The following is a 16,474-nucleotide window of genomic DNA, read 5'->3' as shown; positions in this document are numbered from 1 at the left end:
CGCGACCCTCGCCTCGCGGGACGGAACCGATGCGCCAAGGGTTGCGTCTAGATAGTATGTAACACATAATAAATAGGTGTCCGAACCTGCTCCGCGTGCGATCGCAGCCATTCGAGCCTGGTATCGGCTCGATCGTGCCTTCGTGGCGGCGAATGGTTGGCTGCGGCGTGAACACGGCGTCACGGGGGAGCAGGTCGGCATAGCCCGGATAGTGGGTGAGCGGGAGTCCTGGCCGATGTCGCAGCTGCGGGCACGGCTGTCGATGCATCCGGCGACCCTCGGGCAGGTGCTGGCCCGGTTGGAGGAGCGAGGGCTGGTGCGGACCAGCCCCGACGGGGACGACGGCCGCCGCCGCAACGTCGCCCTCACCGCGCGGGGCCGCGACCTGTTGGCCGCGATCCCACTGGTGGGACCGGTCCGGTTGCGCACGGCTCACGCAGATCCCGCCGAACTCGAAGCTCTGACAAGGGGCTTCGAGTTGGCTGTCGAACTGTTCGGGTTGGCCCGGTTCGCCGACGATCCCGACTTCATCGACGTCCGACCCATCGACACGAAGTCGACCGACACACAGGAGCAGAGATGACCGCATCAGTCAGCAACGGATTCGCGCTGTTCGCCCAGGAATGGCCGAAGACCGCTCAGGCGCACATGGCCTTCGTCCAGGCCAAGGCGGCCGAGTCGGCCCTCGACGCCAAGACCAACCACCTTGCCTACCTGGCGGTCCTGTCGGCCGCCGGGCTCACCGGGGGAATCGCCTTCCATGTGGGCCTGGCCGAGCAGGCGGGGGCCACGCCCGAGGAGATCAGGTCTGCCGCGCTGGTCGGCCTGCAGGCCGTCGGGTTGTGTGTTCTCGACGGGTACGCCGCAGTCTCGGCCGCCCTCGGCGAAGCCGACTGACCCGTCCGGCCTTATGTTCGGCCGGCAGCCGGCGGGTGGGATACCGATCTCCTTCGAGTTGTCCCGGGAGTACGCGGGACAACTCGAAGGAGATCCGTCCAGGGCGCAGGCGTACGTGTCCCACCGGGTTGCGTGAGCCGCTCGTATGGGCGAGGTGCGACGAGGGACTATGAGTTTCGACGGCTGTCGCGAGGCAGGATGCCCCGCTCCATGGCCAGCGTGACGGCCCGGGTGCGGTCGTTGACGCCGAGCTTCTCGAACAGCCGCAGCAGGTGGGTCTTCACGGTGGCCTCGGTGATGAACAGCCGCCTTCCGATCTGGGCGTTGCTGAGCCCGTCCGCCACGAGGCCGAGCACCTCGATCTCGCGCGGGGTGAGTCGCGCCGGTTCGGGTGCCTGCACCCGTGAGACGAGTGCCGCCGCGACCGACGGCGCCAGGGCGACCTGTCCGTTCGCCGCGGCGCGCACCCCGGCGATCAGTTCCTCCTTGGGGGCAGCCTTGAGCAGGTAGCCCGTCGCTCCCGCCTCGATGGCCGAGAGGATGTCCTCGTCCGTCTCGTAGGTGGTCAGGACGACCACCGTGACCTCGGGATGCTCGGCGTGGATATGTGCGGTCGCGCTCACCCCGTCCATGACGGGCATCCGCAGGTCCATGAGGACGATGTCGGGCCGCAGCGCGGCGAACTGTGTGATCGCCTCGGCGCCGTTGGCGGCCTGCCCGACGACCTCGAGGTCGGGGGCGGACGCGACGATCGCGACGATGCCCTCCCGGACGATCGGGTGGTCGTCCACGACCAGTACGCGTATCGCGCTGTTCGCCTTCACGGTTGCCGGCCTTCCTGCGACGACGATGCTTGTGGCCTGCCCGTCGCGGCGGGCAGGTGGATGCTGACTCGGGTGCCGTCGGATCCTGTCGTGATGGTCAGGCTGCCGTTCGCGAGCGCGAGCCGGCTCGACATCCCGGACAGACCGTAGCCCCGCGCGGCGGCGGCCTCCACGTCGTCGGGGAACCCGACCCCGTCGTCGGTGACCGCGAGCAGGGTGCCGTCAGGCCCGGTGTTCAGCTCGACGGTGACGGCGGACGCCCGGGCATGCTTGCGGACGTTGGCGAGCGTCTCCTGCAGGCATCGCAGCACCACCACCTGGTCGGCGCGGTCGAGCGCGTCCAACGGACCTGCCATCTCGGTGCGCACCTGCACCCCGGTCTCCTCACCGAACCGGGTGCACAGCCTGTCGATACGCGCGGCCAGGCCGTCGGCGCCGATCTGCGTCCCCCGCCCCTCCGCGATGAGGGAACGGGTCTCGGCGAGGGCCTGCCGGGCGGTGCGCTCGGCGATCCCGATGGTGGACGCGGCCGCCTCCGGGTCGGCGCCCAGCTGATCGCCGGCCCGCTCGGTGAGCATGACCACGGCGGTCAGCGTCTGGGTGAGCGTGTCATGCACTTCGTGGGCGAAGCGCTCCCGCTCCGCGGCTGCGCCCGCCTCGCGGTGGGCCTGTGCCAGTTCCTCGCTCATCGCGTCCAGCCGGGCCTGCAGAACCGCGCGGGTGGCGGCCTGCCGTGCGATCGACGAGATCCAGGTACCCATCGCGAAGCTGAAGGTCAGGGATGCCGCACCGGTGGCCAGGCCCGACCAGAACCAGTCCAGGAGCCCGCCGCCCCCGAGCCACCCATGGGCCGTGAACCCGATCACGACGGCGACCGCGATGCCGCAGTTCGCGGCGACGATACGAATCCGCTTGTCGGAGGCGGACCATGCATAGGGATAGGCGAGCACCTGCACGCTCGCCATGGCGGGGTTGAGCGAACACAGGAGGGCGGTCGCGAGGATGATCACCACGGTCACGGGAAGGCTGAGCGGCCCGTCGTCGACCGCTCGGGCCCCCACGGCGAACCAGCCGAGGCCGAGCAGCGCCAGGGTCGCGTACCCGATCCATGCCTGGCCGAGCGGGACGCCGGAGGCGGCCAGGATCACGGCGAGCAGCCCGGAGACGGTGGGGAAGATCAATCCCCACCATCCACCGGGCAGCCGTGAGACGAAGCGCACGACCTAATCCTTGCGGATCCAGCGGAACGTCAGGCGGGCGACGACGAAGCCTACGACCAGCCATCCGGCCAACGAGAGCGCGACCCCCGTCAGGTTCCAGTTCCCGCCCTGCTCCATCGCCGCCAGCGAGTCGGGCAGGAACACGTACCGCATGCCCTGGGCCATCCACTTGAGCGGGAAGACGCTGGCGAGGTTCTGCAGCCACTCGGGCAGCATGCTGAATTGCAGGTAGACCCCCGAGATGAACTGCAACACGAGGACGACCGGCGTGATGACGGCCCCGGCGCTCTTGGCGCTACGGGGTAGTTGCGCGATGGCGATACCGATCAGGGCGCTCGTGGCCAGGCCGAGGAGCAGCACCCACGCGAAGACGAGCCAGCGGCCGGCGTCGTCGGGAAGGTCCACGCCGAAGACGACGTGCCCGATAGCGATCAGCAGCGCGGCCTGGGTCACGCCGGTGGCGAGCACCTGGCCGATCTTGCCGATGAAGTACGACGCGGGTGACAGGGGTGTTCCGGCGAGCCGCTTGAGGGTCCCGTCGTGGCGCTCGGTGGCGATGTCGATGCCGAGGTTCTGCAGGCCGCTGGTGAGGATGCCCGCCGCCAGCATGGCGGGCAGGTAATAGCTGGCTGCCGTGAGATCGGGCCCGAGGTCGAGGCCGCTGAACGCTGTGGAGAAGATGGCGAGCATGACGATCGGGAACAGGAAGGTGAAGAACATCTGGTCGCCGCGGCGGAAATAGCCACGGATCTCGAACACGGCCCGGCTCAGGCCCAGTGCGACGGTGGACGGCTCGGCGGGCGCTGTGGTGGGTGAGGCGATCGCGGACATGGGTATCGGCTCCTGGGTTGTGGTCAGTGGGCGGACGCGAGCGCGGGGGCCCGGTCGCCGTGGGGCTCGGGCCGTTCACGACCGGCCTGGACGATGCCGAGGTAGATGTCCTCGAGACTGGGACGGATGACCTGGAGGTTCGCGGCCTCGCCCTGCTCGGCGTGCAGGCGTGAGACGAATGCCGCGGGCTCGGGGGTGCGTACTTCGTGGTCGCCGGCGGCATCGCGCCAGTGGACGACGGGCATGCGGGCCTGCGCGCCACCGAGAGCGTCGATGGCCCCCTCGGCGACGATGCGGCCGCCGGCGATGACGACTGCGCGGTCGCTCAGGTGGGCTGCCTCGTCCAGGTAGTGGGTGGTGAGCAGCACGGTGGTGCCCTCGTCGCGGAGCCCCTCGATGAGGGTCCAGAACTCGCGCCTCGCGGCGGGATCGAAGCCGGTGGTCGGCTCGTCCAGGAACAGGAGATCGGGTCTGCCGATGATGCCGAGGGCGACGTCCACCCGGCGTTTCTGCCCACCGGAGAGCGTGGAGACGCGGGATCGTGCCTTCTCGGTGAGGCCGACAGCCGCGATGGTCTGGTCGGCGTCACGCGGGGCGGGGTAGAAGGCCGCGAAGTGGCGGACGAGTTCGCGCACGGTCATCTCCTCGGGCATCCCGCTCGATTGCAGGACGATGCCGAGCCGCGCCCGCCAGGCTCGTCCCGCGGTGGCGGGGTCCTGCCCGAGGACGCGTACGGTGCCGGAGGTGCGGTTGCGGTATCCCTCGAGGATCTCGATAGTCGTGCTCTTCCCGGCACCGTTGGGGCCGAGCAGGGAGAGCACCTCTCCGCGCCGGATGTCGAAGGTGACATCGGTGAGTGCGGCGAAGCTGCCGTAGGTCTTGCCCAGGCCGTTGACCTCGGCGATCACGTCTGTGGAGTTCATGCTTCCATGCTTGTGGACGCCGCCTCGTGACACGAGCGGGAGTCCGGTGGGGTCGGGTGTCCACCGATCGGTGGACGCGGGCTCGCGGATCCCGCCGGCCGTTCCCGCGGCCAGGGTCTCGCGAACTCGCCGCGCGGCCCGGCCGGTCGGGCTGGACTTCGAGCGCACTCGAAGTCCTACGGTGATCCCATGACCGGGCACGAGGGATCCGAAGGACTGACGGTGGCGCAGATGGCCGAGGCCGCGGGCGTGTCGGCCCACACGCTGCGGTACTACGAGCGGGCGGGCCTGATCCGGGCCGTGCCGCGCAACGGCGGGAACCAGCGCCGGTACCAACCCGGCGACGTGGAATGGGTCGGGTTCCTGCTACGGCTCCGGGAGACCGGCATGCCGGTCTCCCGGATGCGCGAGTACGCCTCGCTGCGTGCGCAGGGGGACGCGTCCCTGCGCGCCCGCCTGGAGCTGCTGGTCGAGCATCAGGAGCGCCTGCGCCGGCAGATCGCCGCGCTCCAGGCGCACGAGCAGGCACTCGCGGCCAAGGTGCGGGTCTACGCCCGGCTGCTCGACGACCACGGCGGGCACGAGGAACTCGGCCACGAGTGATGTGCCCGTGAACGGCACGACCGACACGAGGAACGAGGAAAGACGGATGAACGACAGCGACATCACGAGGGACGAGCGGTTCGCGAGGGGCAAGCAGGTACTCGACTCCATCGACGGCGAGGCGGGTGGCCGGGTGATCGAGTCGCTGGCCGACATCGCGCCGGAGTTGGGCCACCAGATCGTCGCCTGGGGTTTCGGCGACATCTACGCCCGGCCGGATCTGGAGCCCCAGCAGCGCCAGCTCGTCACCCTTGGCATGCTCACCGCCCTCGGCGGATGCGAGCCCCAGTTGGAGGTGCACATCGGCGCCTCCCTGAACGTGGGCCTCACCCCGCGCCAGATCGTCGAGGCATTCCTGCACGCGTCGGTCTACTGTGGTTTTCCCCGCGCCCTCAACGCGGTCGGCGTGGCGCGCAGGGTCTTCGCGAGCAGGGGACTGCTACCGGTCGCCTGAGAACAAGGACGCCGTGTCTCCGGGGGAGAGCGCCCCGGGGTCAGGCTTCCTGCTCTCCCACCTCGTCCCGTCTGCACAGTGCGACGAATGCCACCCCCGCCAGAATCGCTGATCCCGCCATCACCAGGGTCATCGAAACGGCACTGGCACTGCCGGTTATCGACACCATCTGTGCGATCAGGCCCGCGAGAGCGGACTGGATCGCTCCCATGACTGCCGCTGCCATGCCCGCGTTACGGGCGTGGCGCTGGAGTCCCAGCGTCGTGGTGTTGGCCATGATCGGGGCGTTGCACAGCGAGGCGATCCAGATCAGCGGGAGCAGCACCCACAGCGGGGGCTCGGAGGTGACGAGCGTGACGGTCGCTGTCGCGGCGGATGCGATGATGCTCGCGATCAGACCGATCCGCAGGAGGCTGGTGGGGCGGTAGCGGCCGAGGAAGCGGGTGTTGAACACGCCGCCGAGGATCAGCGCGAGCGCGTTGAGCGCGAACAACAGCGCGTAGGTCGTCGACCCGAGCCCGTACTCGTTCTGCAGCACGAAGGACGAGCCCGATATGAAGGAGAACAGGATGCCGATGCCGAAGCTCTGGGTGAGCGTGTACCCGACGAACGGCAGATCGGTGAGCACGTCGCCGGCGCTACGGACGATGTCTCGCAGCCCACCCGGCTGGCGTCGTCCCGGAGGAAGGGACTCCGGGACCATCGTGAACGAACTCACCAGCATGAGCACCGCGATCACGGCCACGACCCACAGGATCCCGCGCCATCCGATCGGGTCGGCGAGCAGGCCGCCGAGCACGGGCGCGACGATGGGGGCGAGGCTCGTGATGATCCCGAGCAGGCTGAACGCCCTGGCGAGGGCGAGGCCGCTCGCGAGGTCACGGGCCACGGCTCTGCCGAGCACCGGGCCGACGGCGCCGGTGAAGCCCTGCAGGAAGCGCATCGCGACGAGCATGCCGATCGACGTCGACATGGGGGCCACCACGCTGGCGGCGACGAAGAGCGCGCATGCCCACAGGAGCAGGCCGCGCCGGCCGCGCCGGTCGGAGATCGGGCCCCAGAACAGTTGCCCCAGCCCCATGCCGATCATGAACAGGGTCAGGGTCAGTTGGACGGACGACTCGGATGCGTGCAGGTCGGAGGCGACCTGCGGGAAGCTGGGCAGATAGGTGTCGGTGGCCAGCGGCGCGACAGCGCCGAGAAGGGCGAGTGTGGCCAGGACCGCGGGCGTCAGGTGTGGAGGTGCGGACGCTTCGGATCTTCTTTCGTCTCGGGATTGGTGCACCGACGTTTCTCCGATTCTGCGAGGGGATGACTGGAAAGATAACTATCAAAGCATAGCTATGTGAAGATAGTAATCTCCATCGTGACCATCCACACTCGAAGGGAGTCCGCATGGACAGCGACGATCACGGGCCGGAACCGGACCGTGGCGACGACCTGGGCGCGCTGGCCGACCTCACCGTGCGGATCGCGAGGAAGCTCGCGGCGCACCGGTTCCAGGATCCCGAGATCATGCCCCTGAGCGATCTCGACGGCATGGTGCTGCGTCACATCGACGACCATCCCGGCATCAGCCCGTCGCAACTCGCCGCGGACCTCGTCCTCCAGACCAGCAACGCCAGCGCGAGCCTGCGGTCACTCGAGGCGAAGGGATTCCTGACGCGGGTGCCCGACCCGAGTGACGGGCGGTGCGTCCAACTGTTCCCGACCGACGCGGCCCGGCGAAGCTCCGAGCGGGTTCGCGCCGAGTGGGGCCGTCTGCTCGATCCGCTCGTCCCGCCTGAGGCCGACGTGCCCGCGACGGTCGTGCTGTTGCGGGCGCTCGACTCGTCGTTGAGTTGAGACGCCGAGAGCGTGGACGGGGCCGGGAGGACGAACCGTGCCAGCCGCGCGACGTCTCGTCGAGAGATTCGCATCTGCGGATGTATCGAGCATGTATCACCGCATCTGCGGATGTATCAGCCGGAAGTCACCGTAGTTACGGATGTGTAAGCCTTGCTGGGACGACCCCCCACTCTCGTCCTCGCGGATGCTAGGTTCCTTCACAAGTCGTTGGGAGAGGGGATCAGACCTCAGGTGAGGCGCCCTTCCCAAAGACTACGCAGGACTCTGCGCCACCCCGATTCGTGAGTGGCGGGATCAATCGCCCGGCTGGTGCACGGCCGGGCCCAGGGCCTTCGGATGCACGGGACCCGATCGTGCCGAGGTCTGGGATCGCTTCTGGCGATCCTCGAAGAAATCATCGTCACAACACTGCGCAGCGGCTAACGAACCCTTGTCTCCCAGCACTCCGGGATCGTAGCCAGCAGGTGAATCGACATAACCCCCAGCCGTGCCGCCGCAACGCGGTACGGAATCAAGCGACGCCCATCGACCAGGCCCGATCGTCCCCGCAACCCCGCGGAGCCGGTCTCACGGGGCCGGCCGGTGCTGTTCGCGCACCCGGAATCGGAAGGAATTGGCTATGACCCGAAAGATCGCCTTCTACGGCAAAGGTGGAATCGGAAAGTCCACGACCCAGCAGAACACCGCTGCGGCGATGACCCACTTCTACGATCAGAAGGTCTTCATCCATGGTTGCGACCCGAAGGCGGACTCGACCCGCCTGATCCTGAACGGAAAGCCGCAGGAGACCCTCATGGACGTCCTGCGGCAGGAGGGCGCCGAGAAGGTCACCAACGCGAAGGTCATCAAGCAGGGGTACTCCGGCATCCAGTGCGTCGAGTCCGGTGGCCCCGAGCCGGGCGTCGGCTGCGCCGGCCGTGGCGTCATCACCGCCATCGACCTGATGGAGAAGAACAACGCCTACACCGACGATCTGGACTTCGTCTTCTTCGACGTCCTGGGCGACGTCGTGTGTGGCGGGTTCGCGATGCCGATCCGCGATGGCAAGGCGCAGGAGGTCTACATCGTGGCCTCGGGCGAGATGATGGCCATCTACGCGGCGAACAACATCTGCAAGGGCCTGCTCAAGTACGCCAAGCAGAGCGGCGTGCGGCTCGGCGGCGTCGTGTGCAACAGCCGGCGCGTCGACCGGGAGCAGGAGTTCATCGAGGAGTTCACCGCCGCGATCGGCACGAAGATGATCCACTTCGTCCCGCGCGACAACATCGTTCAGAAGGCGGAGTTCAACAAGAAGACCGTCGTGGAGTACCACGCCGAGGAGAACCAGGCACACGAGTACGCCGAGCTGGCCCGGAAGATCATCGAGAACGAGGACTTCGTCGTCCCATCGCCGCTGAGCATGGACGAGCTCGAGAAGATGGTCGTCAAGTACGGCATCGGCGACTAGGAAGAAAGGCACCGACAATGCCGTATCACCTGTTCAAGTGCAGCGAATCGATCCCTGAGAGGGAGAAGCACGCAGTCATCAAGGGCGAGGGGGAGGATCTCTCCGACGCGCTCCCGCTGGGCTACCTCAACACCATCCCCGGCACCTTGTCCGAGCGGGGCTGCGCCTACTGCGGCGCCAAGCACGTCATCGGCACCCCGATGAAGGACGTCATCCACCTGAGCCACGGCCCGGTCGGATGCACGTACGACACCTGGCAGACCAAGCGCTACATCAGCGACAACGACAACTTCCAGCTGAAGTACACCTTCGCGACCGACATGAAGGAACAGCACGTCGTCTTCGGCGCCGAGGAGCAGTTGCGCAAGAGCATCAAGGAGGCATTCGCGGCCTTCCCCGACATCAAGCGCATGACGATCTACCAGACCTGCGCGTCCGCCCTGATCGGTGACGACATCGAGGCCCTGGCGAACGAGATCATGGACGAGATGCCCGATGTGGACATCTTCGTCTGCAACTCGCCTGGTTTCGGGGGCCCCAGCCAGTCCGGCGGTCACCACAAGATCAACATCGCCTGGGTCAACCAGAAGGTCGGCACGGTCGAGCCGGAGATCAAGAGCGACTACGTCATCAACTACGTCGGGGAATACAACATCCAGGGTGACCAGGAAGTCATGAACGACTTCTTCAGGAGGATGGGCATCCAGGTGCTGTCGACCTTCACCGGCAACGGCTCCTACGACGATCTGCGGGGCATGCACAAGGCCCAGCTGAACGTCCTGGAGTGCGCACGGTCGGCGGAGTACATCTGCAACGAGTTGCGGGTGCGGTACGGCATCCCCCGGCTGGACATCGACGGCTTCGGGTTCGAGCCGCTGTCGGCGTCCCTGCGAAAGGTCGCCACGTTCTTCGGGATCGAGGATCGTGCAGAGGCCATCATCTCGGAGGAGACCGCCCGCTGGAAGCCGGAACTCGAATGGTACAAGGCACGACTGCAGGGCAAGAAGGTCTGCCTGTGGCCAGGCGGGTCGAAGCTGTGGCACTGGGCCAACGCGATCCACGAGGAGATGGGCGTCGAGGTCGTCTCCGTGTACACGAAGTTCGGTCACCAGGGTGACATGGAGAAAGGCATCTCCCGCTGCGAGGTGGGTGCGCTGGCCATCGACGACCCGAACGAACTCGAGGGCATGGAGGCCATGGAGACACTCAAGCCCGACTGCATCTTCACCGGGAAGCGTCCCGGAGAGGTGGCCAAGAAGGTCCGGGTGCCCTACCTCAACGCTCACGCCTACCACAACGGACCCTGGAAGGGGTACGAGGGCTGGGTGCGCTTCGCCCGCGACATCTACGACGCGGTCTACTCGCCCATCCACGAGTTGTCCCTGCTCGACATCAGCAAGGACGAGATCCCCACAGACAAGGGATTCGTCACGCGGCAGATGCTGTCGGACGTGAACCTGCCCGCCGAGGTGCGCGACGACCCGAACCTGCGGGAGTACACGGGCGCCATCGACTCGGTCGCCAGACTGCGCGAGCGCGAGTACCCCGAGTTCGTCCTCACCGAGACCGGCGAGGCGGACGCGGACGCGTCGCTCAAGATCGGCGCCTGAGGAGGTATCCGCGATGACCGAAGAAAAGCAGAGCGAGTACATGGAACTGCTGCTGGACCACATCATGAAGAAATGCCTGTGGCAGTTCCACTCCCGTGCCTGGGACCGGGAACGGCAGAACGAGCACATCCTCGGCATGACCTGTGACCTGTTGTGCGGGGAGGAGATCGTGCCCTCCACGCCGGAGGACAAGTGCTACTACGCGGATGCTCTTGACCTCTCGCGCGCCTACCGGAACAAGTTCGGCTGGCTCGACGACCTCAGCGCCCAGGAGATCCGGCAGGTGATGCAGGCCCTGCGGGAGAAGCTGGACTACCTGACCATCACGGGGTCTTTGAACGAAGAGCTGACGGACACCCATTACTAGGCCCTCGCGGCGCGGAATGCGGATCGCGAAACGTAGATGAGGAGGACACGCATGGACACGTGTCAGTTGAAGGAGAAGGAACGGGCGGGGACGATCAACCCCATTTTCACCTGCCAGCCGTGCGGGGCCCAATACGCGAGCATCGGCATCAAGGACTGCATCGGGATCGTCCACGGCGGTCAGGGTTGCGTGATGTTCGTCCGGCTGCTCTTCTCCCAGCATTTCAAGGAGAGCTTCGAGATCGCCTCGTCCTCGCTCCACGAGGACGGCGCGGTGTTCGGTGCACTCAACCGCGTCGAGGAGGCGGTCGACGTGCTCCTGACTCGGTACCCCGATGTCAAGGTGGTGCCCATCATCTCGACCTGCTCCACCGAGGTGATCGGTGACGACATCGACGGGGTCGTGACGAAGCTCGAGAACGGCCTGCTCAAGGAGAAGTTCCCCGGTCGCGAGGTGCACCTGATCCCCATCCACACGCCCAGCTTCGTGGGGAGCATGATCAGCGGCTACGACCTCGCGGTGAAGGAGTTCGTCAGCCATTTCGCCGAGAAGGGTGAGCCGAACGGGAAGATCAACTTCATCACCGGATGGGTCAACCCCGGGGATGTGACGGCCTTGAAGCACCTGCTGGCCGAGATGGACATCGACGCCACCGTGCTGTTCGAGACCGAGACCTTCGACGCGCCCCTGATGCCCTCGGGCAACCACGTCGCGCACGGCGAGACGACGGTGGAAGACATCGCCGGGACGGCCAACGCCATCGGGACCATCGCGCTCAACCGCTACGAGGGAGGTCAGGCCGCGGCGTTCCTCTCCGACAAGTTCGGCGTCCCCGCGATCGTCGGCCCCTCGCCCATCGGCATCCGCAACACGGACACCCTGCTGAAGAACCTGAGCACCATGACGGGCAAGCCGATTCCGGAGTCCCTGGTGCGGGAGCGGGGCATCGCCCTCGACGCCATCACGGATCTGACCCACATGTTCTTCGCGGACAAGAAGGTGGCCATCTACGGCAATCCGGATCTAGTGGTCGGCCTGGCCGAGTTCTGCCTGGACCTGGAGATGAAGCCGGTGCTCCTGCTCCTGGGTGACGACAACAGTCACTACGACCGGGATCCGCGCATCCAGGCGTTGCAGGCCAACATCACGCACGGCATGGAGATCGTCACGAACGCCGACCTGTGGGACCTGGAGGGCCGCATAAAGGACGAGGGTCTGGAGTTGGACCTGATCCTGGGGCATTCGAAGGGACGATTCATCTCCATCGACCACAAGGTGCCGATGGTGCGGGTCGGCTTCCCCGTCTACGACCGGGCCGGGAAATACCGCCATCCGGTCATGGGCTACGCGGGGGCGATCCACCTGGCCGAGGAGATGGCCAACGCCCTGTTCACCGACATGGAATACAAGAAGAGCAAGGAATGGGTGCTGAACGTCTGGTAGCACCAGCACGCGGGTCGGCGGCGGGGACGGCATGGGCGAGCGCCCTGCGGATCCGCCGTCGTCCCGGCCCATCCCGACCCCGAACGACGAGACGATGCCGCCGAGGAGCGTTGTGACCGAGATCGCCTACACGGAACGAGTGTGTGAGGACAGCGAGGAGATATCGCGTTTCCTGGAGACCCAGAGGGTGGGGATCCTCGGGCTGCCGGCGGACGACTATCCCTATGCGGTGCCGGTGAACTACGTCTACCTCGACGGCAGCGTGTACTTCCACGGCATGGGGTCGGGCCGGAAGGTCGGCATGCTCGAGGCGGAACCCAAGGTGTGCTTCACCGTCTACGAGGAGTACGGGACGGTGACTGCGCCGATGGCCTGTCATGCGGACACGGCCTACATGAGCGTGATGGTCTTCGGGACGGCGCATCGGGTCGACGACTCCGGGGAGGCCGCCCGGGCACTGCAGGCGCTCGTGGACAAGCTGCTGCCCGGCTACTACCGCGCGCCGATCGCCGACGGCCTGGTCGAACGGTATCGGTCGTCCAAGGACGGCAACGCCGTCGCCGTGTTCCGGGTGACCCCGGACAGGTTGACCGCCAAGGCGAATCGCGCGGACCCAGAAGAGCTTTTCACTTCGCAGGCCTGAGGCCGCGGGGAAGGACATCGGCATGCCGACCATTGCGTTGGATCTCCAGGGGATCTCCAGCTACACCACATACGCCTCGGGCGGGATGCGGGAATGTCACGTGGATCAGCCGAACGTGGTGCACACGAGTTGCGGCGATCTTGTGCCCCGCTATTCGCGGCCCGACGTTCGCAGCAAGGACATGAAGTCCCTGTCGTTCTGCGAGAGCGGAGCGATTCGCAGCATCTGCCTGGACGCGCAGACCATGGTGGACACACCGCTGGGCGCGTTTCCCGCCGAACTGGTGACGTTCTTCGAGGACGGTGTCCTCGACAGCGTTTTCCCGCTCAACGGCCAGATCGGGTTCTCCTGGTCACAGGACGACGAGAAGGCTCTCGCTGACGACTTCACCTTCGAGTTCGGTTTCGGGTCCATCACGGCGAAGATCATCGGAGTCCGCTTCTATCCCAGCGGGAAGGTGAAGAGCGTCATCCTGTGGCCCGGCGAGGTCGTCCCCGTGGCCACGCCGCTCGGCGTCTTCCAGGGCAGGGCCGGCGTCCGCGTGTTCGAGACCGGAGAGCTCGAGTCGTTCGAGCCCGCCGCACCCGTCAGCCTGACCACCCCCATCGGGCCGGTCATGGCCTACGACGTGGACGCCCTGGAGATGGACGCCGACGAGAACTCGGTGCGATTCGACGCCACGGGCAACCTCGTCCGCGTCGCCACCTCCGGCGATGTCATCGCGAACAGCCCGGCCGTCGGTCACAAGCGGTTCTCGTCCAGGACGCGGATGGCGCTGTCGAAGGACGTGCCCGTGAAGTTGCCCATCAGCATCACGTTCGGCAACGACACCGTGACGATCTCCAACGACCGGCAGACCGAGGCGTTCGTCATCTCCCAGAGCCGGTTCCTGGTGCTCCCGGACATCGACGTGATGGGGCTGTGCGCCGACGGGTGCGACACATGCGCCCTCGGCTGCGTCTCGTGAGCCCACACCATCCCCGGTGGACGGCTGACCCCCGGCGAGCCGACCGAACGAACCGAAGGACAGTTTCATGAAGATCGCGGCGTTGCTCGACCAGTCGGGTCGTGCGGCCAGCCCCAAGAGGGGCGGCACCATCTACGTGTACGAGCGTGAGGGCGATACGTGGTCGTCCTCACAGCGGCTCGAGTTCTTCGCGGGTGAGTGCGACTCGATGGACGACCTGCGAGCCTATTTCGCGACCGTGACCGAGTGGCTGGGCGACTGCCAGGTGCTGGCCGCCAGGGCTGCGAACGGCTACTACCGGGTCGCCTTCGGCAGCCTCGGCGTCGTCCTGTGGGAGGTCAACGGCTACCCGGAGCAGTTCGTCCAGGAGATCGAGCGTTTCTACGCCCAGGCCAGGGCGGCGGCACCAGCGGAGACGATCGAGCCGATCGCCGTGATCGAGCCGGTGCCCGAGAGGGCGGGTCACTACCGCGTCGACCTGCGTGAGGCGATGGCGGTCAAGGGCGCCCACAATTCCCGGCAGGTGCTCCTGCCGTTCTTCCGCGAGGCCAACTTCCTGCGGTTGGACATCATCTGCGACCACGTCCCGCGCTGGTTCTCCGACGAACTGCCCACTCTCGGTCTCCGGGCGGACGTGGAGTCGCACTCGGATCTGACGCGCGTCCACGTCCATCCGGTCAAGTCGTCCGGATAGTCCCCGCCCGGGGCGACATCCTGCGCACGGGGATCGCGAGAACCGTGCGCATCGGGCATGCCCGCGCCGCGTCCCGATGCGACCGCTGGTGGTCAGTCGGCCGTCAGGATCGCGGAGAGCAGACCGGGGAAGCGGGCGTCCAGGTCGTCGATGCGCAGCGAGTTGTGGATCGAGGTGCCGCGGTACTCCTGCCGGATGATGCCGGCCTCGCGCAGGACGCGGAAGTGATGGGTCTTCGTCGAGTTCGTCACGGGTAGGTCGAAGGCACTGCAGACCATGTCGTGATTCCCCGCGGCGAGTTCGGTGACGATGCTGCGGCGCACGGGGTCGGCGAGCGCGGCGAGCACCGCATCGATGCGGATGTCGTCGATCTCCGGGTGTTCCAGTTCTCGCACTCTGAGGCCCCCTTTCCGGTGACGTTCTTGTGCAGTATATGGTGCGTTGTACGACATCGATCGTATTACGATGTCTGCCGTATCAGCGGACCGCGGGCTACCGCCCCATCCTGGAAGGAAACCGAGCATGCCAAGGATCCCGGACGCTCGGCAGCCCGCAGGCGTCGCGCCGATTCCCCCAGCGAACCGATTCCGAGGAGCAAACCAATGAGTCACGCACTGTTCGAGCCCATCACCCTGCGCGGGCTCGAGATCCGCAACCGCCTGTGGGTGCCCCCGATGTGCCAGTACGTCGTCGAGGCACGCGACGGAGTTCCCGTCCCGTGGCATCTGATGCACTACGGCTCGCTGGCGCGCGGCGGCGCCGGGGCGATCATCGTGGAGGCGACCGGTGTCGTTCCCGAGGGACGCATCAGCGCCAACGACCTCGGTCTGTGGAACGACGCCCAGCGCGACGGTTTCCGTCCGGTCGTCGACCTCGTCCACGGCCTCGGTGCGAAGATCGGCATCCAACTGGCCCACGCCGGCCGCAAGGCATCGGTCTACAGGGAATGGGGTGTGCCGCGGAGCGGCGCGATGTCGCCCGAGGACGGCGCGTGGCAGACGGTCGCACCCTCCGCGGTGGCCTTCCCCGGCCTGGCCGAGCCCGTCGCGCTCGACGAGGCCGGGATCGCCGGAGTCGTGGACGCGTTCGCCGCCGCCGCTCGCCGGGCGGTGGACGCGGGCTTCGACTTCCTGGAGATCCACTCCGCGCACGGATACCTGTTGCACGAGTTCTTGTCACCTCTGAGCAATTTGCGCACCGACGAGTACGGCGGGTCGCTGGAGAACCGCGCCCGGTTGCTGCTGAGGGTCGTGGACGCGGTCCGCGGTGTGATCGAGGACTCCGTACCGCTCAGCGTGCGGCTGTCGGCGACCGAGTGGGTGGACGGGGGCGTCACCGTCGAGGAGACCTCCCAGGTCGTGACCTGGCTCGGCCAGCATGGGGTCGACCTGGCCGACATCTCGTCGGGCGGCAACGTCGCCCAGGCTCCGATCCCGGTCGGCCCCGGCTACCAGGTGCCCCTGGCAACGGCGGTCAAGCAGGCCACCGGGCTCACGGTGGCTGCTGTCGGCATGATCGACGAGCCCTTCCAGGCCGAGCAGATCGTCGCCACAGGGCTCGCCGACATCGTCCTGGTGGGCCGGGAATTCCTGCGCGACACCAGCTTCGGCCTGCATGCCGCGGAGCGCCTCAAGGTGCAACTGCCCTACGTGCCGTACCCCTACCAACGGGCTTTCCGGCGCTGAGGCTGTCTGCGACACGAG

General features: G+C 67.0%; 19 protein-coding genes. 13 read left to right on the top strand and 6 right to left on the bottom strand.

Translation table 11 applies throughout. The features are described from left to right. Positions 1-76 precede the first annotated feature (76 nt). On the top strand, positions 77-583 hold the full coding sequence (locus FB473_RS12365) for a MarR family transcriptional regulator (RefSeq protein WP_167168173.1): 507 nt from the start codon (positions 77-79) through the stop codon (positions 581-583). Continuing rightward, entirely contained in the window at positions 580-897 is a 318-nt protein-coding gene (locus FB473_RS12360) for a carboxymuconolactone decarboxylase family protein (protein ID WP_167168170.1), read from the top strand. Before FB473_RS12365 ends, FB473_RS12360 begins: the two co-directional genes overlap by 4 nt. Before the next feature lie 167 nt (positions 898-1,064). Here the strand turns inward: FB473_RS12360 and FB473_RS12355 are convergent, their stop codons facing one another. From FB473_RS12355 to FB473_RS12340, 4 genes are read right to left on the bottom strand one after another with little or no spacing between them, the layout of a single operon-like run. Continuing rightward, positions 1,065-1,721 carry a response regulator gene (locus tag FB473_RS12355; protein WP_167168166.1) on the bottom strand — a complete coding sequence of 219 codons (657 nt, stop codon included), beginning with the start codon at positions 1,719-1,721 and terminating at the stop codon, positions 1,065-1,067. Next, complete coding sequence (locus FB473_RS18500; RefSeq protein WP_167168163.1) at positions 1,718-2,941, bottom strand: histidine kinase; 1,224 nt, start codon at positions 2,939-2,941, stop codon at positions 1,718-1,720. The genes FB473_RS12355 and FB473_RS18500 overlap by 4 nt, the downstream gene beginning before the upstream one ends. Before the next feature lie 3 nt (positions 2,942-2,944). Continuing rightward, positions 2,945-3,772 (bottom strand): ABC transporter permease, encoded by an 828-nt coding sequence (locus FB473_RS12345; protein ID WP_167168160.1) that lies wholly within the window; start codon positions 3,770-3,772, stop codon positions 2,945-2,947. 23 nt (positions 3,773-3,795) lie between these two features. After that, a complete protein-coding gene (locus FB473_RS12340; protein ID WP_167168157.1) occupies positions 3,796-4,695 on the bottom strand; it encodes an ABC transporter ATP-binding protein in 900 nt (299 codons plus the stop codon). Positions 4,696-4,884: 189 nt separating this feature from the next. On the opposite strand from FB473_RS12340, the gene FB473_RS12335 reads away from it, so the two are divergent. After that, a complete protein-coding gene (locus FB473_RS12335) occupies positions 4,885-5,298 on the top strand; it encodes a MerR family transcriptional regulator (RefSeq protein WP_167168154.1) in 414 nt (137 codons plus the stop codon). A gap of 46 nt (positions 5,299-5,344) precedes the next feature. Continuing rightward, positions 5,345-5,752 carry a carboxymuconolactone decarboxylase family protein gene (locus FB473_RS12330; protein WP_167168151.1) on the top strand — a complete coding sequence of 136 codons (408 nt, stop codon included), beginning with the start codon at positions 5,345-5,347 and terminating at the stop codon, positions 5,750-5,752. A 40-nt stretch (positions 5,753-5,792) separates the two neighbouring features. Here the strand turns inward: FB473_RS12330 and FB473_RS12325 are convergent, their stop codons facing one another. Continuing rightward, positions 5,793-7,037, bottom strand: a complete 1,245-nt coding sequence (locus FB473_RS12325) for a Bcr/CflA family efflux MFS transporter (protein ID WP_167168148.1) — start codon at positions 7,035-7,037, stop codon at positions 5,793-5,795. Between the two features lie 110 nt (positions 7,038-7,147). Here FB473_RS12325 and FB473_RS12320 point away from each other — a divergent pair, with 110 nt between their 5' ends. The 8 genes from FB473_RS12320 (at position 7,148) to FB473_RS12285 (ending at position 14,771) form a co-directional block, all read left to right on the top strand. Further along, positions 7,148-7,597, top strand: a complete 450-nt coding sequence (locus tag FB473_RS12320) for a MarR family winged helix-turn-helix transcriptional regulator (RefSeq protein WP_167168145.1) — start codon at positions 7,148-7,150, stop codon at positions 7,595-7,597. 622 nt (positions 7,598-8,219) lie between these two features. Next, a complete protein-coding gene (nifH, locus tag FB473_RS12315; protein ID WP_167168142.1) occupies positions 8,220-9,047 on the top strand; it encodes a nitrogenase iron protein in 828 nt (275 codons plus the stop codon). 17 nt (positions 9,048-9,064) lie between these two features. Further along, the gene (gene anfD, locus FB473_RS12310) at positions 9,065-10,657 is read left to right on the top strand and encodes a nitrogenase iron-iron protein, alpha chain (protein ID WP_167168140.1); all 1,593 of its coding nucleotides are present in this window, start codon (positions 9,065-9,067) and stop codon (positions 10,655-10,657) included. Positions 10,658-10,670: 13 nt separating this feature from the next. After that, positions 10,671-11,024 carry a Fe-only nitrogenase subunit delta gene (gene anfG, locus FB473_RS12305; RefSeq protein ID WP_167168137.1) on the top strand — a complete coding sequence of 118 codons (354 nt, stop codon included), beginning with the start codon at positions 10,671-10,673 and terminating at the stop codon, positions 11,022-11,024. A 51-nt stretch (positions 11,025-11,075) separates the two neighbouring features. Beyond that, positions 11,076-12,467 (top strand): Fe-only nitrogenase subunit beta, encoded by a 1,392-nt coding sequence (gene anfK / locus FB473_RS12300; RefSeq protein WP_167168134.1) that lies wholly within the window; start codon positions 11,076-11,078, stop codon positions 12,465-12,467. A gap of 112 nt (positions 12,468-12,579) precedes the next feature. Then, on the top strand, positions 12,580-13,110 hold the full coding sequence (locus FB473_RS12295; protein ID WP_167168131.1) for a pyridoxamine 5'-phosphate oxidase family protein: 531 nt from the start codon (positions 12,580-12,582) through the stop codon (positions 13,108-13,110). 22 nt (positions 13,111-13,132) lie between these two features. After that, complete coding sequence (locus tag FB473_RS12290; RefSeq protein ID WP_167168128.1) at positions 13,133-14,077, top strand: membrane-binding protein; 945 nt, start codon at positions 13,133-13,135, stop codon at positions 14,075-14,077. 67 nt (positions 14,078-14,144) lie between these two features. After that, complete coding sequence (locus FB473_RS12285; protein WP_167168124.1) at positions 14,145-14,771, top strand: Fe-only nitrogenase accessory AnfO family protein; 627 nt, start codon at positions 14,145-14,147, stop codon at positions 14,769-14,771. Positions 14,772-14,863: 92 nt separating this feature from the next. Here the strand turns inward: FB473_RS12285 and FB473_RS12280 are convergent, their stop codons facing one another. Beyond that, positions 14,864-15,166, bottom strand: a complete 303-nt coding sequence (locus FB473_RS12280; protein WP_167168121.1) for a helix-turn-helix domain-containing protein — start codon at positions 15,164-15,166, stop codon at positions 14,864-14,866. A gap of 207 nt (positions 15,167-15,373) precedes the next feature. On the opposite strand from FB473_RS12280, the gene FB473_RS12275 reads away from it, so the two are divergent. Continuing rightward, positions 15,374-16,456 carry an NADH:flavin oxidoreductase/NADH oxidase gene (locus tag FB473_RS12275; protein ID WP_167168118.1) on the top strand — a complete coding sequence of 361 codons (1,083 nt, stop codon included), beginning with the start codon at positions 15,374-15,376 and terminating at the stop codon, positions 16,454-16,456. Positions 16,457-16,474: the final 18 nt, after the last annotated feature.

Source organism: Brooklawnia cerclae (genome assembly GCF_011758645.1).
Classification (GTDB): Bacteria; Actinomycetota; Actinomycetes; order Propionibacteriales; family Propionibacteriaceae; genus Brooklawnia; species Brooklawnia cerclae.
Note: the sequence above shows the minus strand (reverse complement) of the source record. Positions and strands in the feature narration are given on the sequence as shown.

Coding starts and splice junctions, on each gene's coding strand:
- anfD (WP_167168140.1), top strand. CDS start 9,065: ATGCCGTATCACCTGTTCAAGTGCAGCGAATCGATCCCTGAGAGGGAG.
- FB473_RS12360 (WP_167168170.1), top strand. CDS start 580: ATGACCGCATCAGTCAGCAACGGATTCGCGCTGTTCGCCCAGGAATGG.
- FB473_RS12345 (WP_167168160.1), bottom strand. CDS start 3,772: ATGTCCGCGATCGCCTCACCCACCACAGCGCCCGCCGAGCCGTCCACC.
- FB473_RS12335 (WP_167168154.1), top strand. CDS start 4,885: ATGACCGGGCACGAGGGATCCGAAGGACTGACGGTGGCGCAGATGGCC.
- anfG (WP_167168137.1), top strand. CDS start 10,671: ATGACCGAAGAAAAGCAGAGCGAGTACATGGAACTGCTGCTGGACCAC.
- FB473_RS12275 (WP_167168118.1), top strand. CDS start 15,374: ATGAGTCACGCACTGTTCGAGCCCATCACCCTGCGCGGGCTCGAGATC.
- nifH (WP_167168142.1), top strand. CDS start 8,220: ATGACCCGAAAGATCGCCTTCTACGGCAAAGGTGGAATCGGAAAGTCC.
- anfK (WP_167168134.1), top strand. CDS start 11,076: ATGGACACGTGTCAGTTGAAGGAGAAGGAACGGGCGGGGACGATCAAC.
- FB473_RS12285 (WP_167168124.1), top strand. CDS start 14,145: ATGAAGATCGCGGCGTTGCTCGACCAGTCGGGTCGTGCGGCCAGCCCC.
- FB473_RS12320 (WP_167168145.1), top strand. CDS start 7,148: ATGGACAGCGACGATCACGGGCCGGAACCGGACCGTGGCGACGACCTG.
- FB473_RS12330 (WP_167168151.1), top strand. CDS start 5,345: ATGAACGACAGCGACATCACGAGGGACGAGCGGTTCGCGAGGGGCAAG.
- FB473_RS12340 (WP_167168157.1), bottom strand. CDS start 4,695: ATGAACTCCACAGACGTGATCGCCGAGGTCAACGGCCTGGGCAAGACC.
- FB473_RS12290 (WP_167168128.1), top strand. CDS start 13,133: ATGCCGACCATTGCGTTGGATCTCCAGGGGATCTCCAGCTACACCACA.